General features: G+C 70.2%; 20 protein-coding genes and 5 pseudogenes. 14 read left to right on the forward strand and 11 right to left on the reverse strand.

The features are described 5' to 3' along the window. Positions 1–890, reverse strand: an 890-nt coding sequence (locus ACFVUY_RS42125) for an alpha/beta fold hydrolase (protein WP_387737239.1), incomplete at its 3' end; no start/stop codon positions are given. Between the two features lie 137 nt (positions 891–1,027). Further along, a complete protein-coding gene (locus tag ACFVUY_RS42130) occupies positions 1,028–1,543 on the reverse strand; it encodes a cupin domain-containing protein (RefSeq protein WP_387737240.1) in 516 nt (171 codons plus the stop codon). A 217-nt stretch (positions 1,544–1,760) separates the two neighbouring features. Between ACFVUY_RS42130 and ACFVUY_RS42135 the strand changes: the two genes are divergently transcribed. Then, the gene (locus tag ACFVUY_RS42135; RefSeq protein WP_387737241.1) at positions 1,761–2,294 is read left to right on the forward strand and encodes a TetR/AcrR family transcriptional regulator; all 534 of its coding nucleotides are present in this window, start codon (positions 1,761–1,763) and stop codon (positions 2,292–2,294) included. A 293-nt stretch (positions 2,295–2,587) separates the two neighbouring features. Here ACFVUY_RS42135 and ACFVUY_RS42140 read toward each other — a convergent pair whose 3' ends face one another. After that, the gene (locus ACFVUY_RS42140; RefSeq protein ID WP_387737242.1) at positions 2,588–4,366 is read right to left on the reverse strand and encodes an RICIN domain-containing protein; all 1,779 of its coding nucleotides are present in this window, start codon (positions 4,364–4,366) and stop codon (positions 2,588–2,590) included. Positions 4,367–4,925: 559 nt separating this feature from the next. Between ACFVUY_RS42140 and ACFVUY_RS42145 the strand changes: the two genes are divergently transcribed. From ACFVUY_RS42145 to ACFVUY_RS42170, 6 genes are all read left to right on the forward strand, one after another. Next, positions 4,926–5,132 carry a hypothetical protein gene (locus ACFVUY_RS42145; protein ID WP_387737243.1) on the forward strand — a complete coding sequence of 69 codons (207 nt, stop codon included), beginning with the start codon at positions 4,926–4,928 and terminating at the stop codon, positions 5,130–5,132. Between the two features lie 157 nt (positions 5,133–5,289). Next, positions 5,290–6,732 (forward strand): acyl-CoA dehydrogenase family protein, encoded by a 1,443-nt coding sequence (locus ACFVUY_RS42150; RefSeq protein WP_387737244.1) that lies wholly within the window; start codon positions 5,290–5,292, stop codon positions 6,730–6,732. A 759-nt stretch (positions 6,733–7,491) separates the two neighbouring features. Beyond that, the gene (locus ACFVUY_RS42155) at positions 7,492–8,568 is read left to right on the forward strand and encodes an MBL fold metallo-hydrolase (protein WP_387737245.1); all 1,077 of its coding nucleotides are present in this window, start codon (positions 7,492–7,494) and stop codon (positions 8,566–8,568) included. A 72-nt stretch (positions 8,569–8,640) separates the two neighbouring features. Further along, positions 8,641–9,444 (forward strand): alpha/beta hydrolase, encoded by an 804-nt coding sequence (locus tag ACFVUY_RS42160; protein ID WP_387737246.1) that lies wholly within the window; start codon positions 8,641–8,643, stop codon positions 9,442–9,444. A gap of 99 nt (positions 9,445–9,543) precedes the next feature. Next, positions 9,544–10,557 carry an alpha/beta fold hydrolase gene (locus ACFVUY_RS42165; protein WP_387737247.1) on the forward strand — a complete coding sequence of 338 codons (1,014 nt, stop codon included), beginning with the start codon at positions 9,544–9,546 and terminating at the stop codon, positions 10,555–10,557. 166 nt (positions 10,558–10,723) lie between these two features. Beyond that, entirely contained in the window at positions 10,724–11,401 is a 678-nt protein-coding gene (locus ACFVUY_RS42170; RefSeq protein ID WP_387737248.1) for a YoaK family protein, read from the forward strand. Between the two features lie 22 nt (positions 11,402–11,423). Here the strand turns inward: ACFVUY_RS42170 and ACFVUY_RS42175 are convergent, their stop codons facing one another. From ACFVUY_RS42175 to ACFVUY_RS42195, 5 genes and pseudogenes are all read right to left on the reverse strand, one after another. Beyond that, entirely contained in the window at positions 11,424–14,225 is a 2,802-nt protein-coding gene (locus ACFVUY_RS42175; protein WP_387737249.1) for an AAA family ATPase, read from the reverse strand. Between the two features lie 555 nt (positions 14,226–14,780). Then, on the reverse strand, positions 14,781–15,821 hold the full coding sequence (locus ACFVUY_RS42180) for a hypothetical protein (protein ID WP_387737250.1): 1,041 nt from the start codon (positions 15,819–15,821) through the stop codon (positions 14,781–14,783). A gap of 102 nt (positions 15,822–15,923) precedes the next feature. Beyond that, complete coding sequence (locus ACFVUY_RS42185; protein ID WP_387737251.1) at positions 15,924–16,352, reverse strand: ester cyclase; 429 nt, start codon at positions 16,350–16,352, stop codon at positions 15,924–15,926. Between the two features lie 37 nt (positions 16,353–16,389). Further along, positions 16,390–16,839, reverse strand: a complete 450-nt coding sequence (locus ACFVUY_RS42190) for an ester cyclase (protein WP_387737256.1) — start codon at positions 16,837–16,839, stop codon at positions 16,390–16,392. Then, positions 16,834–17,385 (reverse strand): annotated as a pseudogene (locus tag ACFVUY_RS42195) (NADPH-dependent FMN reductase); the annotation flags it as partial. The gene ACFVUY_RS42190 and the pseudogene ACFVUY_RS42195, both read right to left, overlap by 6 nt. Positions 17,386–17,566: 181 nt before the next feature. Here ACFVUY_RS42195 and ACFVUY_RS42200 point away from each other — a divergent pair. Beyond that, positions 17,567–18,043 (forward strand): MarR family winged helix-turn-helix transcriptional regulator, encoded by a 477-nt coding sequence (locus tag ACFVUY_RS42200; RefSeq protein ID WP_387737252.1) that lies wholly within the window; start codon positions 17,567–17,569, stop codon positions 18,041–18,043. A 398-nt stretch (positions 18,044–18,441) separates the two neighbouring features. Here the strand turns inward: ACFVUY_RS42200 and ACFVUY_RS42205 are convergent, their stop codons facing one another. Then, the gene (locus ACFVUY_RS42205) at positions 18,442–19,401 is read right to left on the reverse strand and encodes an ISAs1 family transposase (RefSeq protein WP_387737253.1); all 960 of its coding nucleotides are present in this window, start codon (positions 19,399–19,401) and stop codon (positions 18,442–18,444) included. 157 nt (positions 19,402–19,558) lie between these two features. Beyond that, positions 19,559–20,083, reverse strand: coding sequence for a hypothetical protein (locus ACFVUY_RS42210; RefSeq protein ID WP_387737254.1), 525 nt, complete (start codon positions 20,081–20,083; stop codon positions 19,559–19,561). Positions 20,084–20,570: 487 nt separating this feature from the next. Between ACFVUY_RS42210 and ACFVUY_RS42215 the strand changes: the two are divergent. The 6 genes and pseudogenes from ACFVUY_RS42215 to ACFVUY_RS42240 form a co-directional block, all read left to right on the forward strand. Next, positions 20,571–20,906, forward strand: a pseudogene (locus tag ACFVUY_RS42215) (DNA methyltransferase); the annotation flags it as partial. Between the two features lie 136 nt (positions 20,907–21,042). Further along, a pseudogene (locus tag ACFVUY_RS42220) lies at positions 21,043–21,318 on the forward strand (alpha/beta hydrolase); the annotation flags it as partial. A 259-nt stretch (positions 21,319–21,577) separates the two neighbouring features. Continuing rightward, positions 21,578–22,126, forward strand: a complete 549-nt coding sequence (locus tag ACFVUY_RS42225; protein ID WP_387737255.1) for a dinucleotide-binding protein — start codon at positions 21,578–21,580, stop codon at positions 22,124–22,126. 44 nt (positions 22,127–22,170) lie between these two features. After that, positions 22,171–22,644: pseudogene (locus ACFVUY_RS42230) on the forward strand (NADPH-dependent FMN reductase); the annotation flags it as partial. A 23-nt stretch (positions 22,645–22,667) separates the two neighbouring features. Beyond that, positions 22,668–22,763 (forward strand): SDR family oxidoreductase, encoded by a 96-nt coding sequence (locus tag ACFVUY_RS42235; protein ID WP_387737257.1) that lies wholly within the window; start codon positions 22,668–22,670, stop codon positions 22,761–22,763. A gap of 62 nt (positions 22,764–22,825) precedes the next feature. Then, entirely contained in the window at positions 22,826–23,257 is a 432-nt protein-coding gene (locus tag ACFVUY_RS42240; RefSeq protein WP_384946178.1) for an ester cyclase, read from the forward strand. Between the two features lie 19 nt (positions 23,258–23,276). Here ACFVUY_RS42240 and ACFVUY_RS42245 read toward each other — a convergent pair. Continuing rightward, a pseudogene (locus ACFVUY_RS42245) lies at positions 23,277–23,573 on the reverse strand (transposase); the annotation flags it as partial. Positions 23,574–23,660: the final 87 nt, after the last annotated feature.

Genomic DNA, 23,660 nt, shown 5'->3' on the forward strand with positions numbered 1-23,660 from the left:
GACGTCGGCCTGGTGGGTGTCGCGTCTGCGTGAGCCTTGAAGAAGTCGATCAGTTCGCGGCTCAGGAGTTCCGGCTGTTCCTCCGACAGGAAGTGGCCGGCGTCGGGGATCTCGACGAACCGGATGTCGGTCGCGAGGCCGTCGTTCGAGGCGCGGGACAGCGGGAGGTAGCGGCCGCCGGGTACCAGGACCGGCATGGTGAGCGTGGGGAAGCCGGCCGCGACTCGCAGGTCTTCGCGGAGGGTCCGGTACCAGCCAGCCACCGCGCGGATCGCGTCGACGGAGTCGTAGGCGCGGGCGTAGATCTCCCGGCTCTTCTCGTCGATGCTCTCGGGGGAGGCGGTGAGCAGATCGGCGGACCAGTCGACGAGGGTCCGGTAGCGGCCCGCGAGCAGTCGCTCGGGGAGCTCGTCGAGCTGGTTGAAGCCCAGGTGCCACGCGTTCAACCCGTTCGGCGCGGGCAGGGCGGGAAGGTCACCCAGCTCGCTCGTCGGTGCCCCGGGCTCCCACATCGCCAGTGCGGCGGTGCTCTCGGGGAACTGGGCGGCGAAGAAGTAGGCGATCCAGGATCCGACGTCCTCGCCTGCGAGGTTGACCCGGTCATGGCCCAGGTGCCGGACGAGCTCGTGGACGTCGCGTGCCATGGTGGCCTTGTCGTACCCCGAGTCGGGCTTCTGGGACTCGCCCATTCCCCGGTACTCGCAGACGATCACCCGGAAGTGCGGCGCGAGCAGGGGGATCATCGTGCGGTACTGCCACCAGGTACGGGGCCAGCCCGGGAGCAGCACGAGCGGCTCGCCCGAACCGCTGGTCACGTAGTGCAGGCGGACTCCGTTGACGCGGGCGAAGCCGTGTTCGACCGGGTCGGCTGCTGCGGGTTCGGTGGGCATGTGTGTCCTCCTGTGGGGATGCACTGGCTGCCGGATGTGCGGAGGGGAGGTGTTACGTCCGGGTCGCGCGGCCAGGGCTCGGCCGCCCGTGCCGTGCGGGATCGCCTTGCGCGGGCGGCCGGGTCGCCTCGGAGGTTCTAGCTGGGGTCGGGGAGGACCTCGGTGGCGTAGCGCTCCATGAGCTCCGTCGGGGGCTCCCCGATGCTGAGCTCCCGGATGGGTGGCGCCACTCCCGGCTCGGCCGGTGTGGCGTCGGCGAGGAGGAGTTCCTCGATGCCGCCCGGGGTGAAGAAGAAGATCATCTTGGCTGCGTGGTAGCCGCGGTTGCGGAAGCGGTGCCGGGTGCCGCGCGGGACGAAGAAGAATCCGCCGGGCCCGGCGGTGACGGTCTCGTCGCCATTGAGGAACTCCAGCTCGCCGGAGATCACGTAGAACGCTTCGTCGTGGTCGTTGTGGACGTGCGGTGCGGGTCCGCCCTCGGGCGGCACCGTCGCCTCCAGGAACGTCAGTGCCCCGTTGGTCTCCCGGCCGCCGACCTTGAGGGTGTAGGTGTCGGCGAACACCCAGGCCGTCTGCCCCTGGCCGCTGGGCACGTAGACCGCGCCGCGCCTGGTGTACCGGGGGTCCGTCACGTAGGGATCGATCAGGCTCATGGTCTCTCCTTCGTTGCCGAGCGGAGTATCATAACGATCGTTACTAAACTATTCCGCGCCCGGGGGGACGTGTCAACAGCGCCGTCGATAGGCTGAGGGCGACCCCGCGCTCTGCCGGGGCCGCCGGGCCGCCGGTGGGCGGGAGAAGGACGGGAGAGGTTCATTGCCGGGTGGTCGACCTCGCGGCTACGACCCCGAACTCGCGCTGGAAGCAGCCATGCTGACCTTCTGGGCCCGGGGCTACGAGGGCACCGCCATGGCCGAGCTCACGGCGGCGATGGGGATGAGCGCCCCCAGCATCTACGCGGCGTTCGGGGACAAGGAGGCCCTCTTCCGGAAGGCCGTCGAACGCTACATGGCCGGCCCCGGAGCCTATCTGCAGGCAGCCCTCGGTCAGCCGACCGCCGAGGCCCTGGCACGCACTCTCCTGCACTCCGCCGTGGAGGCGGTAGCCGGCGAGAGCACCCCACACGGCTGCCTGGTCGTGCAGGGCGCGCTCGCCGTGAGCCCTCGCTCGGCCGAGATCCGGGAGTACCTCACCAGGCTCCGGGAGGACGGGGTGGCGTGCCTGGCCGAGCGGCTGAGGTCCTTCCCCGCCCCCGACGGCCTGCCTCCCGGCTCCGACCCCTCGGCCCTCGCGCGGCTCCTGGTCACGCTCGTCCAAGGGCTCGCCGTCCAGGCCGCCTCGGGTGTGCCGCGCGAAGCTCTCCACACCGTCGCCGACCAGATGGTCACCTGCTGGCCACGTTGAGCGGCCTGAACCCGCGGACGACGGACGGCAGGGTCCGGCAGGTCGGCGGCACCGATCCCCTCGATCGCCACGGAGTCGATCGGCGGTCACGACGGCCGGGTGCCCTCACGGAGGAGCAGAACGAGGGCGGCGCCGGGCCGCTTCGCGCAGCACATGATCGTCATGAAGCGCGTCATCTGACACGAGGGGAAGCGGTCCCTCGCCCGGACGGGACGCCGTTGGCGAATGAGAGTGATCGACTGTGGCGAGTGACGCCGGTCTCCGAGACTTGCCCTCGGAGACCAGCGTTGGTCCTAGCTCAGGAACGTCCAGAGCTGGTTCGCCCCGTCCGTGTCAGGGTAGACGCCGACCCAGCGGTCGTCGCCGGTCAGGTTCCGCAGGACGTCCAGGTCCCACCCGTAGTAGGTGTTGACCAGGTGCACGCTGCCGTTGGGCCCGGTCGTGAACTCCCAGTTCTGGGTGAACTGGCCTGCGCAGTCGTACTGGTCGACCCAGTCACCGGGGAGGGCGTGGGTGCCGTTGTGGATGTCCAGGCACTTGCCCGACTCCTCGTTGACGACGGTGAAGGTGCCGGGGCCGCTGGAGTCGAGGTGCCAGTACTGGTTGGCTCCGCCGTTGCCGGCGTAGGTGACCACGTGGGCGTAGTTGTCCTGGGAGGCGCCCTCGACGTCGAGCAGCCGGCTGCCGTTGCTGGCGCTGGCGATGGCGGACGACTCCCGGCTGGCGATCTTCCACTGCTGGGTGCGCGAGTTGTTGCAGGGGTAGATGGAGGCGCCGGCCACGTTGCCGTGGGCGCCGATGACGTTGAGGCAGCTGTTGGTGTGGTAGCCGTTCACGAGCACGCCGGTGGCCGAGTCGTCGGGGTTGGGCTGGAAGTGCCAGTTCTGGGTCGTCCGGCCCGAGCAGGTGGCCTGGTCGACCAGGTCCTGCTGGTTGGCGGTGCCGTTGCGGACGTCGACGCACTTGCCGGTCTTCTCGTTGACCAGCACGAACGCCGGCAGGCCCTGGGAGACCAGGCGCCAGGTCTGCTCGGGGCCCGCGGCGGGGACCGCGGCCTGTCCGCCGGTGCGGCTGGAGGGCGGGTAGGTGATCAGGTCCGTCTGGTCGGCGGTGGTGCCGTCCGGGACCGTCAGACGGTGCTCGTCGTCCCCGACGCTGCGCAGCTCGACCGCCTCGGCTGCGCCGCGCAGCGCGAGGGGCAGCAGTCCGACGGGGGTGTGGTCGCTGCTCAGGGCGTTCAGCCGCACTCCTTCGTAGAGCGCGCCCGCGGCGAGCGGCCGGCCGGTGAAGAAGTAGTCGGCCTCGGCGAGGTTGTCGGTGTAGAAGCCGACGGTGTACTGGCCGCTGCGGTCCTCCACGGCTCCGGCCGGCGCCGTGATCGGCCGCACGTCGGGGTCGCGGTTCCAGTCGCCCATCGCCAGCCAGTTGTTGTTGGGCGCCACCGCCTGGATGGCGTTGAGCGTGGCCTCCGCGTTGTTCTGCTGCCCGCCGAGGGAGTCCGCGTGCGCGGTCCAGTACGACGCGTTGCCGAGCTGGATCCCGAACGCGGGGCGTGCCCCGGGGTTCGGGGCGTACAGAATCTGGTTGGTGTACCAGGGCGTGACGATGGCGAGGTTGACCCGGTTGCCGCCGAAGTCGGTCCGCAGGTAGTAGATGTAGTAGGGGCCGCCGCCCTGGGTGCCCCCGTCCCACTGGAAGACCTGCACCGGCTGCGGGCCGGCGGTCCCGATGGCGCCGAGGAACTGCCCCGGCACCACCTGTCCGGGGCCGGCCTCCTGGAGTGCGATCATGGTGTAGCCCGCGTTGAGGAGTTGCGGCAGGTCCTTGGTCCACTTGTTGACGTCGTCGCCGCTGCCGGCGCCCTGCAGGTTGTAGGTGACGGCCTGGACGTCCTCCAGGTTGGCCGGCACGGGGGGCACCGCCACCGCCGGTCCGGCCGCCGCGAACACCAGTCCGACGGCGGTCAGCACCGCCGCCATGACGCCCGCCACGAGGCGGGTCAGCCCGGCGCGCGACCAGGCTCGCGCGCCGTCCGTCCCTCTGGGACGGCGCCCGTCAACGGACAGTCTCATCCTGTTCCTCCGTTCGGCTGGGCCGCCGTGTGACGGCCGACACGCACGCAGGGTCTCCTGACCGGCTGGGCCTTGAAGGGGTGTCCGGAGCTCTACGGGCGACGGCCCGCGGTACGGGGCCTCGGGCGTCGTACGAGCCGATGTGTCGCACTGCCCATGTGAGCACTGTGGTGATGCAGGTACCCCGGGGTACATGGGTCGAGTGCGACCTCTGGTTGCGCGACGTGCCGATCGGCGCCCGATGGGGCTCCGGCGCGCCGGATCCATCCGCGCCTGGAAGTCCGGCGCCTGACAGACACGGAAGTGGCTGGACGGCATCCAACCCCACCGCAATCCGGAGGAATCCCGATGACCGGCAACGCACTGATCACACCAGCCCGTTCGGAGCGGCATCGACCGTCCGGCAGATCACGGACACCACCGGCCTCCACTCCGCCCTGGCCGCCGCCGAAGGTGCCCGGGTGGTGCCGTCGATGCCCGGTTCGGTCCTCAGGTTCACTGGGAGGGCCTGGCCCTGACCGGACGCGTGCCGTCGGCGACCGACGACGCGATCTACGCCATGCTCCAGGACCGTGGCCTGGGCAAGCAGATCCGCATCTCCCAGGAGGCCACTTACAGTTACGCGGAAATCGGTCTCCTGCTGCGCGTCCAGCGCGCCGGTGACGTCCTGCTCACCCGGCCGGTCTTCGCCGCCCCGGCCTGGATCGAGCGCCTGGGTGATACCTCGGAAGGCCCGATTCCCGCCCGGGAGTGGAACAGCAACTGATCCGCGCGCCACCGGCAGCGTCATCCGAGCGGAAGTCCCGTCGCCGGGCTGTCAGTAGGATCGTCGGACCGACTTCTGCGCCGCCCACTCGCCGGCCGCCGCGAATCGTCAGGAACGGTTCCGAGTATGGGAGTCGGACTCTGGAACGGGTGGAGACATGACTGATCTCGCGGACGCCGTCGCGCCCCTGTCGACCGAGGAGTTCATCGCGGGCGTCGAGGCGGCCGCCTCGCGTTTCGACGCGGCGACCTTCCCGCAGCAGGAGCTGCACACCGACGACTGGGCTGTCCTGACAAGGGCGGGCGTGCTGCTGCCGGTGCTGCCAGCCGAGTACGGGGGCCGTGACAGCCACAGCGAGATGTGCCGGGTCGTCGAGGTCCTGGCCGAGCAGAACCTGGCTGTCGCCGTCTACACGGCGATCGTCACCGGGTTGGCGCTGCGGCCCGTCGTGCTGTGGGCCGCGGAGGAGGCCAAGCGTGAGGTCCTGCCCCTGTTCGCCGGCCCGCTGGCGCCGACGGCGGGCTTCGCCTCCACCGAGCCCGGCTGCGGCTCGGCCATGTCGGGCCTGTCCACCACCTTCGAGGAGGTCGAGGGCGGCTACCGCATCCGCGGCCAGAAGCACTGGCAGGCGCTGAGCGCCACTGCGTCCTGGTGGGTGGTCGTCGCCAAGCGGGACAGCGGCGGCAGGCGCGAGTACGGGTGGTTCGTGGTGGAGCGCGGCGACGGGTTCCACACCTCGCGGCGCTACGAGGCGCTGGGCCTGAAGGTGATCGACTACGGGGTCAACGACATCGACGCGTTCGTTCCCGCGCACCGGCGCATCGACGTCGGGACGAGGGATCTGAGCTCGATGGTGGACATCTACCTGTCGGGGCGGGCGATGATCGGAGCGCTGGCGTGCGGCTTCCTGCGCCGCGTCGCCCGCGAGGCACGCGCCTACGCCGATGCCCGTCGTATCGGGCGCTCGCCGCTGTCGGCGATCGGGTTCGTCCGCTACCGGCTCGAAGCCATCGACAGCGCCCACACGGTATGCGCGGCGCTCAACCACTACGTCCAGACCCGGCTGGACCTCAAGACCGATCTCACCCCCCACTTCCCCTCCATCCAGGCCGTCAAGACCGTGGCCACCGAGCTGATGGTCAGCTCCGCCAACCACTACCAGCAGCTCGCCGGCGGTGAGGGCTATCGGTGCGGCTCGCCGACCAACATCGCTGCCCAGGCCTTCCTGGACTCCCGGGTCTTCACCATCTTCGACGGCACCAACGACCTCCTCAGCCAGCAGCTCGCCCAGCACTGCTTGGACAGCTCGGACTGCCGGTCCCTCAGCGACTTCCTGGCCGCGTGGGCGCCGACCGCGCCCGCCGTCTCGGCGCACGGCCTCGACCTCCGGTTCCTCGACCGTGAGCTCGGACAGGAGCATCTGGTCCTGGCCGGCCGGGCGATCGCCTGCACCTTCGCTGCGGCCCGCGTGCTGCAGTGGGCCGCCGAGACCGGTGCCGACGCCGATCGGGCCCGCAGGGCAGCCGAATTCCTCCTGGCCGACATCGACCGCGTCCGCGTGGAGTTCGGCCTCCTGGAACGTCTCAGGGGCGACGCCTGAACCGTCTTCCATCTACCCCCTCGTACCCGCCTCCGGCACCGTCGGGCACCAGGGGACTCTCTTCCGGGCGCCCGCCTGTTGGCGGTCGCGGACGGTCGGGCGGGGCCAGTCGGCCCCGCCCGACCGGCGCGGTCAGTCGGCGCCCCTGGAGCCAGTGACAGCTCCTACATTTTCGACCCCCCGCGCCCCGGGTTGTGCCTGCCAGTGTGCCCGGACGGCTCCTTCGCGGGGTGATGGAGTGCACGAACGGCATCGCCGCTGGTCGGTGGCCGGCACTCGGGAGTTGCTTCGCGGCCTCCGTGACGCGGTGGGGCGCGGTGGCTTCGTGCGATGGGGGGAGAGCCAGGGCGTGGGTCACCCACTGCGATTCGGTCGGTGCGGTCAGGGGCGCCTCACCACGGCTCGCCCCGGCGTCGCACCGGGGTCGGTCCCCAGCCGTGCCACGCGGTGACGGCTCGTCAGGACTGGGGTCTTTCCACGGTTCGAGCGGGCCGGGTCCGGTGCTGTGCTGTGGGTGGCACCCACCGAAGCGTGGGACGGCGTGCCGTCGCTCGCGATGGGACTCAGGATGCTGCGGGAACAGGCCGCCCGGACGCCGGCCGGCCAGTGGGTCCGGGTCGGCGACGGCGCGCGCCAGGCCGAACTGCTGGGCCAGGCCGCCGACGCCGAGGAGCAGCGGCTCCGGCCTCGCCGGCGTACTCGTCCGCCACGAGCACCTGAGCCCCCCGCACCGCCCCTCCGATCCCGAAAGGCCACTCCATGAGCCAGCCGATGAACACCCCGGCGAACCGCCGGGCCCTGCTGCGCACGGCGGCCGTGCTGCCCGCGGTCGCCGTCGCCGGCACCGCCCTGGGTGGGACGGCAGCAGCCTCCCCGACCGACACCCCCGGCCTCCCCGACTTCGCACCGGTCCCGCCCGCCGCGAAGGGCCCTGCGATCAACGAAGCGGGCTACTACGTCGGCCGGATCCACGGGAACCTCCACTGGGTCACCGACGGGTACTACCAGGCGATGTTCCTCAGCACCCGGGAGGGCGTCGTCCTGGTCGACGCCCCGCCGACCATCGGGCACAACCTGCTGCGGGCGATCGCCGACGTGACGCGGGCCAACGGACGGCCGTCGCAGGTCACGCACCTCGTCTACTCGCACTCGCACGCCGATCACGCGGGCGCGTCGTCGATCCTCGGCAAGGACGTCATGCGGATCGGCCACGCCGAATGCCGACGCCTGCTGCTGCGCGACGGCGACCCGAACCGTCCCGCGCCGACCGTCACCTTCGAGGACCGCTACACGCTGGAGGTCGGCGGCGAGTGCCTGGAGCTGGCCTACCACGGCCCCAACCACAGCCCGGACAACATCTTCATCCACGCTCCGGAACACCGGACCCTCATGGTCGTCGACGTCCTGTACCCGGGCTGGGTGCCGTTCAAGAACCTCGCGGTATCCCAGGACATCCCGGCCTGGCTGCGGGCGCAGGACATCGCCATGGGCTACCCGTGGCGGACCCTGGTCGGCGGCCACCTCGGCCGGCTGGGTGTGCGCGCGGACGGCGACCTCCAGCGCGCCTACACGGCCGACCTCGAAGCCTCAACCCGGGCCTCGATGAACCTGGACCCCACGCCGTACTTCGCGAAGTACGGACCGCAGGGCAACTCGTGGGCCATCTTCAAGACCTACCTCGACGCGGTGGCGGCGAAGGCCGCCGCACCGGTGATCGCCAAATACACCGGCGTCCTCGCCGCGGCCGACGTGTTCACGCTCGAGAACGCCGCGGCCATGGTCGAGTCACTCCGGATCGACGCCGGGATCCTCGGCCCGTTCAGCACCCGCCCCTGAGGCCGGGTCCGGCGCACCGTCAGACCCGGACCCGTACCGACCGCTTCCGTTCCCGAGAAAGGGCACACGGCCATGACCAGCCCGATCCCCGTCCTCTTCATCCACGGCCTGTGGCTCCACAGTGCCTCCTGGCAGCCGTGGATCGACCTCTTCCGCGACGAGGGCTACGCCCCGTCGGCGCCAGGCTGGCCCGGCGACCCGGACACCGTGGAGGAGGCCCGGCAGAACCCGGAGAGCATCGCCGACCACGGTATCGACGACGTCGTCGAGCACTACACGACCATCATTCGTGGCCTGCCGGCGCCGCCGGTGCTGATCGGCCACTCCTTCGGCGGCATGATCGCCCAGAAGCTCCTCGGCCAGGACCTGGCGGCGGCGGCCGTGGCGATCGACGCGGCCCAGATCAAGGGCGTCCTGCCGCTTCCGCTGTCCGCGCTGCGGTCGACGCTGCCGGTGTTCAAGAACCCGGCGAACAAGCACCGGGCGGTGTCCCTGACCGCCGAGCAGTTCCGCTTCGCCTTCGGCAACGTGCTGAGCGAGGAGGAGTCCGACGGGCTCTTCGAGCGGTGGACCATCCCGGCACCGGGCAAGCCCCTGTTCGAGGCCGCCGCGGCGAACTTCGACCCCCACTCGCCGGCCAAGGTCGACACCGCCAACTCCGGTCGCGGCCCGCTGCTGCTGGTGTCCGGCGGCAAGGACCACACCGTCCCGGAGTCGGTCACCCGCGCCACGCTCAAGCAATACCGGCACTCCGAGGCGGTCACCGAGTTCCTGGCCTTCCCCGACCGTGGGCATTCGCTGACCATCGACAGCGGCTGGCGCGAGGTCGCGGACGCGGTGCTGACCTGGCTGCGGCGCCAGGGCCGGCAGGCGTGACCACCTCGCGGACAGCGGCACGACCGACGTCCGCCGAACCCGGCACCCCGTCAGGGGCCGCCGATCCTCCGTCACCCGTCACCGGCCTTGGAGCAATGAGTGAGATTCCCCCTGCCCGGAACCCGCGGCAACCGCCGCCCGCTCGGCGCGGTCCTGGCCTTGGCCGTCGCCGTGGGCACGACGGCGATCAGCGCCGCCGCGGTACCCACGCCCGCCCCTTCCACCTCTTCCACCTCGTCCGCCGGTGAGCGGATACCCGCGGGGTTCAGCGAGCACCGGACCCGGGCCGCCGGGATCGGCCTGCACTACGTGATCGGCGGCCACGGCCCGACGCTGGTGCTGCTCCACGGCTACCCGCAGACCTGGTACGAGTGGCACGGCATCATGCCCGCCCTGGCCGAGCACTACACGGTCATCGCTCCGGATCTGCCCGGCGCCGGGCAGAGCGACGCCCCGCCCTCGGGCTACGACAAGAAGACGATGGCCGCCGAACTGCACGCGCTGCTGGTGTCGCTCGGCAAGGACGACGACGTGCGGATCGTCGGCCACGACATCGGCACGATGGTCGCCTATTCCTACGCCGCGCAGTACCCCGCCACCGTCAAGAAGTTGGTCCTCAGCGAGGCACCCATCCCGGACCTGAGCATCTACCGGATCCCCTCGCTGACCGAGAGGGGCCCCGGGGTCTGGAACTTCGGATTCTTCAACCTGACCGACGGCCTGCCGGAGAACATGATCCGAGGCCGTGAGGTCACCTGGACCGCCGGTTTCATCGGCGGGTTCGAGGGCGTCCCGGGCGCGGTGAGCCAGGACGACATCCGGGTGTTCGCCCACTACCTGCGCGACCCCGCCCACTTGGCGGCGAGCCTGGCCTGGTTCCGGGTGTTCCCGCAGGACATCCGCGACAACGCGCAGTTCCGGCAGACCCCGCTCCCGATGCCGGTGCTCGCCATCGGCGCCTCGGGCAGCCTCGGCAGCGCCGAGGGCGACCAGCTCAAGGCGTACGCCACCGACGTCACCGGCGTGACCATCCCGAACTCCGGCCACTGGATCTACGAGGAGCACCCCGAGGAACTGACCGCCATGCTGCTCGACTTCCTCGGCCGCCCCTGACCCGCGACGTCGGAAAGGGCAATCGTGATCAAGAGTTTCCCCGCCTTCGAGCCCACCCCGTTCGGTGCGGCCGCGCGGCCCACCGCCTGATCCGGCGACCACCGGGCGGCGGGGCCGCGCCGCGACGCGCCGTCCCGCCGCCCTCGACGCGGAAGGAGTACGACCCATGCCCGAGAGCCGGAAACACGGGCCGCTGCCCGCGCTGCTCCTGGCCCTGACGGTGGCGACCGGACTGGTCGACGCCGTCAGCTACCTGGTGCTCGGCCACGTCTTCGTCGCCAACATGACCGGCAACGTCGTCTTCTCCGGCTTCGCGCTCAGCGGCGTCGGGGGCGTGTCCTGGAGCGCGACGCTGCTGGCCGTGGGAGCCTTCGGCGCCGGGGCGTACCTCGGCGGGCGCCGAGTCGGCGGCAGCACCACGCACCGCGGGCGGCTGCTGGCGGTATCGACCGCCGTGCAGTGCGCCGTCGTCACCGGGGCCGCCGTGCTGGCGGCGCTCGCCGACCCAGGGCGGCGTGCGGTCCAGCTGGGCCTCGTCGCCCTGCTCGCGGTGGCGATGGGGATGCAGAACGCCGTCGTGCGGCGCCTGGCCGTCCCTGACCTGACCACGACGGTTCTCACCCTGACCACCGCCGGCCTGTTCGCCGACCGGACCTCCTCCCGCGTCCGCGGACTGCGCGTCGCCTCGATCCTGGCGATGGCCGCCGGTGCCTTCGGCGGCGGACTGCTGCTGCGGCACACTGACGTGGCGGCTCCGCTGTGGACCGTAGCGGGGCTGCTCGCCGTCTGCTCGGCCGCCGCCGACCGGCGCAGCCGCGGGCGGTCCGCCGAGGCCTGGGGCTGAGCCGACCGTCCCACCGCGGCCCCTAGCCGGAGGCCGAGGGCCCGTCGGCGAGTCCGGTCGGGTCGAGTGCGGCGGCGATCTTCCGCCGCGACGTGATGCCGAGCTTGCGGAACACCTTGTTCAGGTGGAACTCGACCGTCGAGGTCGTGATGAAGAGCCGGGAGGCGATCTCGGCGTTGGTCAGTCCCGACACGGCCAGCAGCGCCACCTGTCGTTCTTGGGGGGTGAGATCGCGCCTGGTCTCCGGGACACGTCTGCGCGCCGTCTCCCCGGTCGCGAGCAGCTCGCTCCGGGCCCGTTCGGCGAACAGCGCCGCACCCCCGGCCTCGAACAGCTCGTGCGCGGCCCGCAGGTGTGTCCTCGCCTCGGACCGGCGCTTGCGCCGCCGGAGCCATTCGCCGAACAGCAGACGTGACCGGGCCTGTTCCGCCGCCAGCGGAGCACGCCCCAGCTGCTCGATCGACTCCGCGTACCACTGCTCGGCCTCGGCGCCCTCGGCCACCAGCGCCCGGCACCGGGCCAGCAGCCCCAGCGCCCAGGGCGTTCCGGCGAGTGGCGCACGCGCCTCCAGCCGCTCCAGCGCGAGGGCCGCCGTACGCCGGTCGCCAGTGCGAACGGCGGCCTCGACGAGCAGCGGCAGCACCAGGTTGGCCTGTGACGGCGGGTCCTCGTGGAAGACGGTCAGCGCATGGCGCAGCGCCTCGTCATAGCACCCCTTGCCGAGTTCGAGGACGCAGAGCGCGTGGAGCGCCAGCTGGCGCAGCAGGCCCAGTCCGTAGGTCGCGGAGACTGCCTCCATCATCGCCACGGCTGCGCGCGCCTCGCCCTCCCGTCCCATCCACGCGTACAGCAGGCCCCTGCGGAGGTCCCCGTGCGTCGTCAGCCCGATCGCGGTGGCGTAGTCGTCGGCCTCCGCGTAGAGCGTCTCGGCCGCGGCCAGCCGCCCGTTCCAGATCTCGGTGTAGGCCAGGTCCGACAGGGACAGGCTGAGGCCGTAGAGCGCTCCGTGGGCGCGGTCCACGGCCGCCAGTCGGCTGACGATCTCCGCGTATGCCTCGACGTCCCACACCTCGGTCGCGGCGATGCTCACCAGGATGCTGAACGGACTGGCCATGTCGCGGAGTTCGGCCGCGGAGCGGAGCCGGTCCAGGGCCGTCCGGATGGTCGTCACGCTGCTCCGGTAGCTGCCGGCCGACCGCAGGGCCAGGCCTTCGATCAGCTCGTCGGGGCGCCAGGACGGGGTGTCCGGCTCGGGCGGGGCGGCGATCACGGCCTCGGACACGGCCGCGGAGGTGGTTCGGTAGACGGGACCTCCGGCGATGACGGCGGCGTGCACTGCCTCGTAGAGCAGCTCCCGGGTCGTTCGGGGATCCGCGTCGGCGAGTTCGGCCACGGCGTCGAGCATCATGGCCGGGACCCGGGAGATGCGGGTGTTGAACAGCTCGACCGAGGCCCGGATCCGCAGCGCGCGGGCCCGGGCGGTGGGATGGTCGAGGGCGGGTACGGCGAGGTCGAGCAGGGGCAGCACCGAGGTGTGGTCGCCGGAGGCCAGCCGGGCCTGGGCCGCCGCGAGGTAGCGCTCGGCGCGCTGGGTCGGGTCGGTGGTGAGTTCGGCGGCCTTGGACAGGAACAGCGCCTGGGCGGAGTGACCGCCCCTGGCCCGGGCCCAGTCCGAGGCGGCGTCCAGGTCGGCGGCCGCCGAGTCGTCGGTGCCGAGGACCGCCTCGGCCCGGTGCCAGGCGCGCCGGTCGGGAACGCGGGCCGGATCGCTGGCCGCCGCGAGTGCGGTGTGGACCCGCCGCCGGTCCTCCCCGGAAGCCGCCGCGTAGACCGACGACCGGATCAACGGATGCCGGAACCCGCCGCCGGCCCCGTGGTTCAGGATCCCCGCGTCAACGGCCGCGACGGCGGCGCCGGCCGGCAGCCCCAAAACCCCGGCCGCGTGCCACACCACCGCCATGTCGTCGGTCGGCGCCGCGGCCATGAGCTGGAGCAACGTCCGGGTGTCCGGCGGCAGCGCGGCGACCGATTGCCGGAAGTGCTCCTCCAGCAGCCTGCTCACCGGCAGCGGCTCGGGAATCGGCGCGACTCCGGCCAGCTGTTCGGCGCCCAGGTTCGCACCCAGTTCGATGAGCGCCAGCGGATTGCCGCCGGTGCCGGCCACGATCCGGTCCGCGACCGCCGTGTCCAGGTGGCCGGGAACGGCGACGGAGAGCAGTTCCCTGGCGTCGGCGGCGGGCAGCCCGTCGACCTCCAGGTGTGGCATGGCATCGAAAAGCCTGTTGCCGTCGAGTCCGTCCCTGGCCGCGAAGATCAGGCCCAACGAGTCGGCGTGCAGCCGCCGCGCGACGAAGGCCAGCGTCTCGGCCGACTCCCGGTCGAGCCAGTGGACGTCGTCCACCAGGCAGAGCAGCGGCAGCTCCGAGGCCACGTCGGACAGCACGGTCAGGGCCGCGAGACCGACCATGTGCCGGTCTGGCGCCGCTGCGTCCGCCAGACCGAACGCCGCGTTCAACGCGTCCCGCTGCCTGGCGGGAAGCCGCTCGACGCGGTGCAGGTGCGGCCGCAGCAGCCGGTGCAGCGCGCCGTAGCCCAGGGGCTGTTCGGCTTCGACGCCGACCAGCCTCGTCAGTTCCACGTCGGCGGCCAGAGCTGCCGCGTGATCCAGCAGTCGCGTCTTGCCGATCCCGGCCTCGCCCACGAGCACCAGGACGCCGCCGAGTCCCTCTCGCACCGCATCGAGTAGCTGCTCGATCGCTTCGCGTTCGACGCAGCGTCCGACCAGCGGCCGCACCGCCCCGGAACGAGGCCCGCGCCACACCATGGAACCCCCCCTGACCTCGAAATCGTGCCGGGGAAAACGCTAGGCGCACGATGAAGGACTGGTCGAGCGTCATGTGACCGTGAATCAACGTAAGTCGCCGAACGCCGTGCGCAGCTCGGTGCGTGAGACCGGGGCGTCGCCGGATACGCGCTCGACCAGGACAAGGCGGTTCGCCTGTGGCTGCTGTCGACCGAGCTCCTGGCCAGCTGGCTGAGCGTCAGTGTGGTGGACCCGGACGCCGCGCCGATGCGCTGACCAGGGTTGAAAGGGTGGGTCTCCCGCCAGGGAGGCAACGGTCCCGGCGGCTTCGAGGGCCAGCACTGATCGTTCGGCGCCGCGCCGGGTCGGTCTTTTCCCCGGCTGCCGGTGGGACGATCCATCCTCGCGGGTGCGACCAGGATGCGGCGGAGGCGGTGACCCGCGGCAACTTGCGTGCGGGGCTCCGGACCGTTGCCCGGCCCGCAGGCGGACCCGAACTACGCGAGCACCGCACTCCATACGGTCTGACTTCCCGGTCCTTGCGCCGACGCCAGCCGCGGCCGGCGCGGTGGAGAATCACCAGCTGTAGAGCCTCTTCCACCACCAATTGCTCGATCCGTCCGATTCGAGGAGGTAGATCGTATTCGCCCAGGGGGAGAGGACCGGGGCCCCCCAGGTTTCACGACGTGTGCTCTCGGCCTGCGGGGGCCCGATTCGGGTCGATGACGGGGTGTGCGAAAACGTCGCAGTTGTGGCCCTTGGCGTGAATACATTGGTATCCGATTGCGCGACTATGCCGTGTTCGCTGTTGCCCGCAAATGCGATGGATGGAAGGGCGGCCGAATTGGTATCGACCTGCATCGAACCCTGGTAGTTCCAGTTGGAATCCCCGTGGTTCTGCTCGGATATGTACAGGGTGCCATTGTTGCCGGTCCAGTCGACGAAAATTCCACCATTGATGTAGACGTTGTTTTCGGTGATGTTGGTGTAGGTGATGTGAGGCGGGGCGGACGACTGGGCTCCGGGTACCCGGGACGGCGAATTGAAGTATCCCTGACCCGACATGTAGGAAAGGCGCTGGTGCCACTGGGTGTAGACATACCCGTCCAGGCCCGTGTAGTTGAGCATCCACTGCTCCTGGTCTGCGCCGGGCAGGGCGGCCACCGACGGCGCAAGGGTTGTTCGGGCGTTGCCCGGGACCTGCTGCCACGACCCCAGGGTGAGCGATCCGTCGGAGTTCACCTCGAATCCCGCGTAGTAGACGAAGGAGTCTATGCCGGTGTGGAAGACTCGAAAACCCCATGGTGTCGAGATGACGGCAGGGGCCCTTACTGTCGAGGAGTTCGTCCACGTGGAGGACGGGCCGTTGTTGACGGAGGCGACGAGGTGATAGGAGTCATCGACCCACACATCGGCGATATTTCCGTTGCTGTCGCGCGTCTGGTCCATTCCGAATTGTGAGTGAACCTGGCGGCCGACAACGGCTTCGATGCTCCAGGTGTCGGACTCGCCGCTCTGGGAAGCGTATGCCGGGGCACCGGCCAGAGCGGTAAGGGAGAGTGCGGCGGCGAACGCGCCAACGCCCAGGGGAAGTCTTTTCTTCGCCTTGTTCGACATGAGTCTCTCGCTTCACTGGTAGGGGCGGAGAATTTTCGCCCGAGTGTGCTGGTAGGGATTCAAGCAGGTGATACGGAACGGCGACACGGATCCGGTGCCGGGCTACGGTTGCGGCGCGGCCAGCGACTGGAGGAAGGCCGTGAAGTCCGCGTCGGCCCAGTGCTCGATGATCTTCCCGTCCTCCACCCGGTCGACTGTTGTTGCCGTGAAGGAGGCGTACCGGCCGGACGGGGGGAGGTCCAGGAGTCGGCCAGTGTGGTGGCCGCCGAGGAGCCAGCGAGTCGCCACCTTGTCGCCCTCGGCTACCTGGTCGAACACCGTGATGGCGAGATCGTCGAATGCTGCCACCAGCCCGCTGTCGAACTCCAGCCAGGATCCGCGGTCGAAGCCCGGGACGTGCATGACGGCGTCCGGGTGGATGTACCGCTCGAAGGACCTCGGCAGGTCCCGCTGGGCGTAACTCTCGTAGAACGCCCGCACGAGGTCCTTCGCTTCGCCGGCCGGGCCCTGCCGGTTGCTGTGCTGCTCCATGTCCTGCCTCCTTGTCCGCGATTCGTCAATCAACCCGCTATGACCGGATGTTCACGGTGGCTTCGCCGCGCAGCAGGTCCAGGAACCGGCCGAAGTTCCCCTCCGACCAGTGCTCGATCGATCGGCCGTCCACCACGCGGTCGATGGAGATGCCGCTGAGCCGGACCTCGCGGCCGGACGGCGCGATGCCGAGGACCGTCCCCGTGTGGACGCCGGTGATGACCCAGCGCGTGACGACCTTGTCCCCCTGCGCGATGTGGTCGAGGACGTCCAGCCGGTAGCCGGTGAGCGAGGCCTTCAGTTCGAGGTCGCCCGCGAGCCAGGCGGAGCGCTCGTTCGGGCCGTCGAAGCCGTGGAGCACGAGGTCCTTCGCGATGTACCGCTCGAACCCGTCGGCCAGGTCCCCGTTGTAGCTGCCGTAGAACGCCGCGGCGACCTGTTCGGGCGAGGGGTGGGAGGACGTGTCGGTGTCGGGCTCCTCGCGCAGCGGGGCGAGGGCGTCGGCCCAGGCGATGACCTGGTCGAGGACGGACGTGAGGCTGTCGAGCTGCGTGGCGGCCGGCTTGAACGTGCTGAACTCCTCGAAGTCGGTGAGGAGGGAGAGGGCGACCTGGGAGCGCACGTCGGCCATCTGGAGCTCGCCGACGACGAGGCGCAGGTGCTCGACGGCGCGGGTGCCGCCGGTGGAGCCGTAACTGACGAAGCCGACGGCCTTGTTGGCCCACTCGGCGTGGAGGAAGTCGAGGGCGTTCTTCAGTGCCGCAGGCGCCGAGTGGTTGTACTCGGGGGTGACGATCACGAAGCCGTCGAAGCGTGGGATCCGTTCCGCCCAGGACTGGGTGTGCGGCTGGGTGTATCGCCCGAAGACGGGCGGGAGGGGCTCGTCGAGCAGCGGGAGCCCGTGGTCGAGCAGGTCGACGAGTTCGAATTCCGCGTCGCTGCGGCGGGCGGCGTTCTCGTGCACCCATCGGGCGACGGCCTCGCCGTTGCGTCCGGGGCGGGTGCTTCCGAGGATGATGGCGATCCTGGTCATGGCGGTGTGTCCGTCCTTCCTGAGCATTCCTGAGGCACCCGGAGCTGCCGAGGGCACCTCGAGCCCGATGCTTGTCGCGTCAAGTAAAATCCTTGACGGGTGAAGTACATACCCGATGTGCTTGACGCGTCAAGGAGATGTGAGGAGGTTTCTTGACGCGTCAAGGAGCTAGGGTGGGGCTATGGCCACCACCAACCAGCCGCCTCGGCCCCTCGGTCCTGCCGAGGAGGCATTCGTCCGCGAGCTGAGCCGCGTCATGCTGGTGCTACCGCGGGCGGTCGACGCCGACATCGTCCGCGAGGCAGGACTGCCGCTCTCCGAGTACACGCCCCTGATGCACCTCTCCGAGGCCCCGGACCGCCTGATGCGGATGAACGAACTCGCGGCCGCCTGCAGCCTGTCCCTCAGTGGGATGACCCGGGTCGTCGGCCGGCTGGAGAAGCAGGGCTGGGTCGAGCGCGCCAAGTGCGCCGGGGACGGTCGCGGATGGAACGCCATCCTCACCGACGCCGGATTCGCGCGACTGGAACAGGCCTGGCCGGCATTCCTGGCAAGCGTGCGCCGGCACCTCGTCGACCAGTTCGCCGGTCAGGACCTCACCCAGCTGACGGACGCGCTCAGTCGGGTGGCCACCGACACCCGCCCGTCCACCCACTGAGCGGCACGGTCGAGGTCGCCGGAGACCCCGGCGGCCCCGACGCGGGAACGCGGGTGGTGGCGGGTGATCAACCTCTCCTCGCTGGCAGGTCAGCAGGGTGGGACGTTCGCCGGTTCCCACTGCTCCACCGCCAAGGCGGGCGATCTTTATTGAAGTCAAGGTAAAGCAATCGTCATGTGGCGGATTTTTGCCGGGGACATGGTCGGGGCTGATGCGTTCTCAGGCTGCAAGATCGACAGGGGCGGTGGCGTGGTCCGGAGGTGACCGTTAGTGGTCGGCTGCGGCGGCGATGCCGGTCCATTCGGCCTGGCGCATGAGGCCGATGGCGAGGTTGCGCAGGGTGGCCATGGCGCGGGGTGCCGTGGCGGTGCGAACACGGGAGGCGTCCCCGCCGTAGGTTAGGTCTCTCGCGTGGTGCAGAGCTTCCACGGACCAGTGGCCTTGAACGAGTTCGGCCAGGTAGGCAGGGCCGGCCTGCTCCGGGGACAGACTGGTGACGGCGTAGACGGTCTTCGTCCGGACCTTGCCTGCACGGCGTGGGGGAACAACAGGCCGGGTTGGACGGTGCACACCTTCGGGCGGCGGACCTCGCTGCGGCCGTGGCCACGGTGTGTGGTGCGGTCCTGCAGTGGGATGTCGTCCCAGGGCGGCCGCTTGAGCCGCTTGCAGAGCTTTTTCTGGTTGCCCTTGACGATGAAGAGGTAGTGGCCGCCGGCTGCGGTGATCTTCTCGGCGTGGCCGCGCCGGGTGTGCATCGCGTCGGCGGTGATCACCACGCCGTGCAGGTCGAGACGGGCCGACAGCGGAGCGAAGGCCGGGATCTCGTTGCTCCTGGCCGCGATCTCGCGCTGGGCGATGACGCTCCGGCTGTCGCGGCGGGCAGCGGCGAGCAGGTGGACGGCTGCACCGTCGGTGCGGGAGCCGCGCACGGTCCTACCGTCGACGGCTGGAGCGACCAGGACGGGGGCGGGATCTCCGATCGGATCCGTGCTGTGGCGGGCCGGCCGGGCACCGACGGCATCGTCGAGCGCGTCGCCGTCGAGTTGGGCCGGCAGCCGGCCGAGGGTGGAGGCGTTCGGGGTGGATCGCACCAGCCCCGACGCGGCACGCACCTCGGGTGCGGCGTCGGCGGCGAACCGGGCGATCTGCGCCGGCGAACGGGCTCCACCGAGCACAGCGACCAGGCATGGCGCGAGCAGCGCGCCGAGCCGGTAGCGGCGTCCGCGCACCCGGCGCGGATCGGGGACAGCGGCAAGCGCCTCGGCCGGGGTGGCCGGCCCGGCCGGTTCCGCGGGCGGGCAGAGGGCGGTGGCATCCTCGCAGTGGCGCGCAAGGACGGTGATCAGGGAGGATGGCACGCGGACGCGACTCCAGGTCGATCTTCGGCCTCAGCACCCTTGATCATCCGGCGTCGCGTCGTTCGTTTCTACTGGGGCGTGCAACGGGCCCTCAAACCGTGTGCATCGAACGCTTGGGTGAAAGCCGACCTCCGACGGACACGGCGCCCTCATGCGGTCAGCGAGGGGTGGACGGGGGCGGGATGCGGGCCAGGAGTTCGTGGGCGGCCCGGGTCAGATGTGCGGGAACATCGTCCGGGTATGCGGCGCCGGCGGGGTCCATGAGCACCACCATCGCATCGACCATGGGTGCCAACTCCTCGCACTTCCCGTAGGCTTCGGCCACGTCCTCGACGATGAGTGCGGCGCCCTCGACGGGGTCGAGCCACCCGCCGACGATCTCGGCGGCCCACCAGCGGGCGAGCGCCAGCCGGCCCTCCCAGTAGTCCTCGGGCGAGTGGAAGCCGAAGCCGAGTTCGTCCATCACCTGGCCGAACAGCTCCGAGGCCTGGTCCTCCTCACCGCGAAAGAGCGCGGCGAGGAGGACCAGCGACGGGGTGTCCACGCCGGCGACCAGGACGCGGAGCGCGGCCCGGATCAGAAGATCCGGGTCAGCGCGTCGGCCGTCGACCCACCCGTGGGCGATCTCCCGAAGTTCCTGCACCGCCTCGGCCGCCGCTGCGGGGGCTTCGCTCGTCGTCATGGCGGCATGATGCCACGGCCGTCCGACGGTCGGTCGGCGGGCATCACGCGGTCGGGTCCGGCGCCGCCCGTCGGCGAAGCGTTCGTACGGGTGGCGCAGGGGCGACCGGGGGCTGCCGAGTGGCCGGGCCTTCGGCGTCCGGTCCTCGGGGAACAGAGCGGTAAGAGGGCCGCCGAACCGTCGCGCTCGAACCACACAGACCCGCGCCCGAACCCAGGGATGGCACGCGGACGCGACTCCAGGTCGATCTTCGGTCTCAGCATCCTTGATCATCTGGCGTCGCGTCGTTCGTTTCTGCTCGGACACCTCATCCTGAATCCGGCGAACCGTCACATCCCATCTCCTGAGAACGCATCAGCCCTGCCAGAACACCAGCACTCGCCGCATCGAAGCCCTGAAGAAGGCTGCACAGAACAAGAGAAATGCGGCGACCGACCGGGCAGAGGCCGGAATCCGGTCCCTGCTCAAGGACGGAACGGAGATCAACTTCCGATTGGAGGGCGTCAAGGGCACCCTCGACAACAGCCGCGCGATCTACCTGCCCGGCCACTTCACCGCCAGCCGGCCCAGCAAGGACAGGGTCCGCATCACCCAGAAGTCGCTGGAGATCATGCAGCAGCTCGGCCGGATCTGCCCGGAGGACGGAGTCGTCTTCGACCCCTTCGCGGGCAGCGGTTCCACCGGAGTGGCCGCGCTGCGCGAAGGCCGGTGCTTCGTCGGCGCCGAGCTCTCGCCGCACCCCGCCGAGATCGCCGAACAGTGGCTGCGGGCGGAGCTGAACCAGGACGACTTCACCCTCGCCGGACCGGAGGCGGGATCGTGAGAACCACGAAGAGGCGGCCCCGGCCGGGCCGCGGACGGAGAAGGGCGCCGGAGCACCATGCTCCAGCCGCCCTCACGCCTTCGTGGGGCGGCCTGGACCGCCCGCCGGATCAGCGGCACCGCCTTCTCCAGGTCGGGGGTCGCGCCGCGGCCGGCCCGACGTCCCCGCCTACGCGGCTCCCGCACGCGAGACGGACCTTTCGGCTCTGCCGCCCGCCTTCCTGGACGCCGGATCCGCGGAGACGTTCCGCGATGAGGTCGTCACCTGCGCGAGCCGTATCCGGCAGGCCGGCGGTCAGGAGGAACTGCACGTCTGGCCAGGCGGTTTTCACGGATACGACGCCCTTGTGCCGCAAGCCACCGTCTCCCGGGCAACGCGAGCAGGCTGGCTGCGACGCATGTTCCAACTCTGATTAACACTCAATATGCCTTTTGGCAACCCGTGTTGAGCCCACGCGCTTTGTTGACGCGACAGCATCTGCGGACTAGTTTTATTGATGCATCAACAAAAAGCGATGTGCGGTGGATGCCGCGTACGACGCGGCCGTGCCCACGGCACGGACACCCGTAATCGCACCTGAGCGACCTTGCTAGGCGACATTCGCCGACGCGAGGAAACCCGCCAGGGGAAGCGTGTATCTCGGCGAAGCAGCTACTCGAAGGAGCCCGAGTATGAAGATCACGGTTATCGGACGCGGGCGTGTGGGCGGCGGTCTTGCCCGCCTCTGGGAGAACGCGGGGCACGAGGTGACCCCACTGGGCCGGGACGGCGGCGATGCCGCGGGCGCCGATGTGGTGGTCGTGGCCGTGCCCGGCCCCGCCATCGCCGACGCGCTGGCCAAGGTCTCCGGCCTCGACGGGCGGGTGACCATCGACGCGACCAACCTTTACCAGGAGCGGGACACCACGTTCCCGTCGCTGTCCCACCAGATCAAATCCATCATCGGAGGCCCCACCGCGAAGTCGTTCTCGACGAACTTCGCCGCCGCCTACGACCGGATCGCCCAGCAGCGGGTGACGCCGAGTAATCTCTTCGCCGCGGAGCCGGACGCCAAGGACATCGCCGAGCAGCTCATCAGGGACGCGGGCTACGACCCCGTCTACGTGGGCGACCTCGATCCGGGTGCGCGGCTGCTCGAGGACAGCTCCGGCCTCACCCGGGCCCTCGTGGCCCAGTACGGCCCGTTCTTCTACCGCTACGGCCGGCCCGGCGAACTCTGAACCGCCCCCTGTCTCCTCGACACCCCTCGTTCAAGGAGAACATCATGACCAGGATCGCGATCATCCTCGGCAGCACCCGCCCCGGCCGCAATGGCGAGGCCGTGGCCAACTGGGTCTACGACATCGCCAGGCAGCGCACGGACGCGGAGTACGAACTCGTCGACATCGCCGAATACAAGCTGCCGCACCTGGACGAGGCCGCACCGCCCTCGACGGGCCGGTACACCCAGCCACACACCCCGGCGTGGTCGGAGAAGATCGCCTCGTTCGACGGCTATGTCTTCGTCACCCCCGAGTACAACCACTCCACCTCCGGCGCGCTCAAGAACGCCATCGACTTCCTCTACGCGGAGTGGAACAACAAGGCGGCGGGCTGCGTGAGTTACGGCAGCGTGGGCGGCACCCGCGCCGTCGAGCACCTGCGCCTGGTGATGGGCGAGCTTCAGGTCGCGGACGTCCGGGCACAGGCGGCGCTCTCCCTGTTCACGGACTTCACCAACTTCACCGAGTTCACCCCCGTGCCCTCGGCCGACCCTCCGAGATCGGCGACGCCGTCGCGTATCTCGGATCCGATCTCTCCAGCTACGTCACGGGGACCGCGCTCGTCGTCGACGGCGGCCTCACCACGGTGATCTGACACCGGATCCGCCCGGTCCTGCGGGCCCGCCCATCAACTCAATCCCCTCAGGAGGACTCCCCATGAGCACCAACGACGTCAGCGAAGCCGCCAAGGCCGTCGTCCGCCGCAATACCGAAGAAGTCCAGGGCGGCGGGAACTTCGAGCTCTTCGACGAGCTCTTCTCCGACGACTTCGTCGACCACACGCCCCAGCCGGGCCGCACCGCCGACAAGGCCGGCGCGCGAGAGCTCTACAAGGTACTGCGTGAGGCGTTCCCCGACTTCCACGCCGAGATCCACTGGCAGGCGGCCGAGGGCAACCTCATCACGACGTACAAGGTCTACCACGGCACCCACAAGGGCGAGTTCTTTGGTGCGGCCCCCACCGGCCGTGAGATCCACTTCGAGACCGTGGACGCCATGCGCGTGGTCGACGGGAAGATCACCGAACACTGGGGAGTGGCGAATCTCTTCTCTCTGATGCAGCAGCTGGACGTTCTGCCCAGCGTCTAGGACGCGTATTCGGTCGTGATCAATGGGTTCGGGTGAGGTCTTTGATCCAGATCATCGCGCCGCGGAGGTGAAGGCCGGCGAGGTAGCTTTCCGGGCTCTTGTCATACCGGGTCGCGATGCCTCGCCAGGCCTTCAGCTTGTTGATAAGGCGCTCGACCGTGTTCCGCTCTTTGTAGAGCTCGGCGTCATGGCTGACAGGCCGGCCGCCTGCGTTGCCCTTCTTCTTCCGGTTGGCGGCCTGGTCCTTCTTCTCCGGGATGACGGCCTTGATGCCGCGTTTGCGCAGGTGGGCGCGGTTGGCGCGGGACGAGTAGGCCTAATAGGCGTCGTGGGCCGGCTTTTGGGCGGTCCTGGCGGGGGCCGGGCGGGACGTCTGGTCTGTAAGCGGCGCCTGGGAGCGCTT

Source organism: Kitasatospora sp. NPDC058063, assembly GCF_042885395.1.
Classification (GTDB): Bacteria; Actinomycetota; Actinomycetes; order Streptomycetales; family Streptomycetaceae; genus Kitasatospora; species Kitasatospora lactacystinica.

Excerpts from the sequence above, each read along its gene's own strand:
- ACFVUY_RS42160 (WP_387737246.1), top strand. The coding sequence starts at position 8,641 with ATGACCAGCCCGATCCCCGTCCTCTTCATCCACGGCCTGTGGCTCCAC.
- ACFVUY_RS42175 (WP_387737249.1), bottom strand. The coding sequence starts at position 14,225 with ATGGTGTGGCGCGGGCCTCGTTCCGGGGCGGTGCGGCCGCTGGTCGGA.
- ACFVUY_RS42225 (WP_387737255.1), top strand. The coding sequence starts at position 21,578 with ATGAAGATCACGGTTATCGGACGCGGGCGTGTGGGCGGCGGTCTTGCC.
- ACFVUY_RS42135 (WP_387737241.1), top strand. The coding sequence starts at position 1,761 with ATGCTGACCTTCTGGGCCCGGGGCTACGAGGGCACCGCCATGGCCGAG.
- ACFVUY_RS42200 (WP_387737252.1), top strand. The coding sequence starts at position 17,567 with ATGGCCACCACCAACCAGCCGCCTCGGCCCCTCGGTCCTGCCGAGGAG.
- ACFVUY_RS42240 (WP_384946178.1), top strand. The coding sequence starts at position 22,826 with ATGAGCACCAACGACGTCAGCGAAGCCGCCAAGGCCGTCGTCCGCCGC.
- ACFVUY_RS42155 (WP_387737245.1), top strand. The coding sequence starts at position 7,492 with ATGAGCCAGCCGATGAACACCCCGGCGAACCGCCGGGCCCTGCTGCGC.
- ACFVUY_RS42210 (WP_387737254.1), bottom strand. The coding sequence starts at position 20,083 with ATGACGACGAGCGAAGCCCCCGCAGCGGCGGCCGAGGCGGTGCAGGAA.
- ACFVUY_RS42145 (WP_387737243.1), top strand. The coding sequence starts at position 4,926 with ATGCTCCAGGACCGTGGCCTGGGCAAGCAGATCCGCATCTCCCAGGAG.
- ACFVUY_RS42185 (WP_387737251.1), bottom strand. The coding sequence starts at position 16,352 with ATGGAGCAGCACAGCAACCGGCAGGGCCCGGCCGGCGAAGCGAAGGAC.
- ACFVUY_RS42180 (WP_387737250.1), bottom strand. The coding sequence starts at position 15,821 with ATGTCGAACAAGGCGAAGAAAAGACTTCCCCTGGGCGTTGGCGCGTTC.
- ACFVUY_RS42140 (WP_387737242.1), bottom strand. The coding sequence starts at position 4,366 with ATGAGACTGTCCGTTGACGGGCGCCGTCCCAGAGGGACGGACGGCGCG.
- ACFVUY_RS42170 (WP_387737248.1), top strand. The coding sequence starts at position 10,724 with ATGCCCGAGAGCCGGAAACACGGGCCGCTGCCCGCGCTGCTCCTGGCC.
- ACFVUY_RS42150 (WP_387737244.1), top strand. The coding sequence starts at position 5,290 with ATGACTGATCTCGCGGACGCCGTCGCGCCCCTGTCGACCGAGGAGTTC.
- ACFVUY_RS42130 (WP_387737240.1), bottom strand. The coding sequence starts at position 1,543 with ATGAGCCTGATCGATCCCTACGTGACGGACCCCCGGTACACCAGGCGC.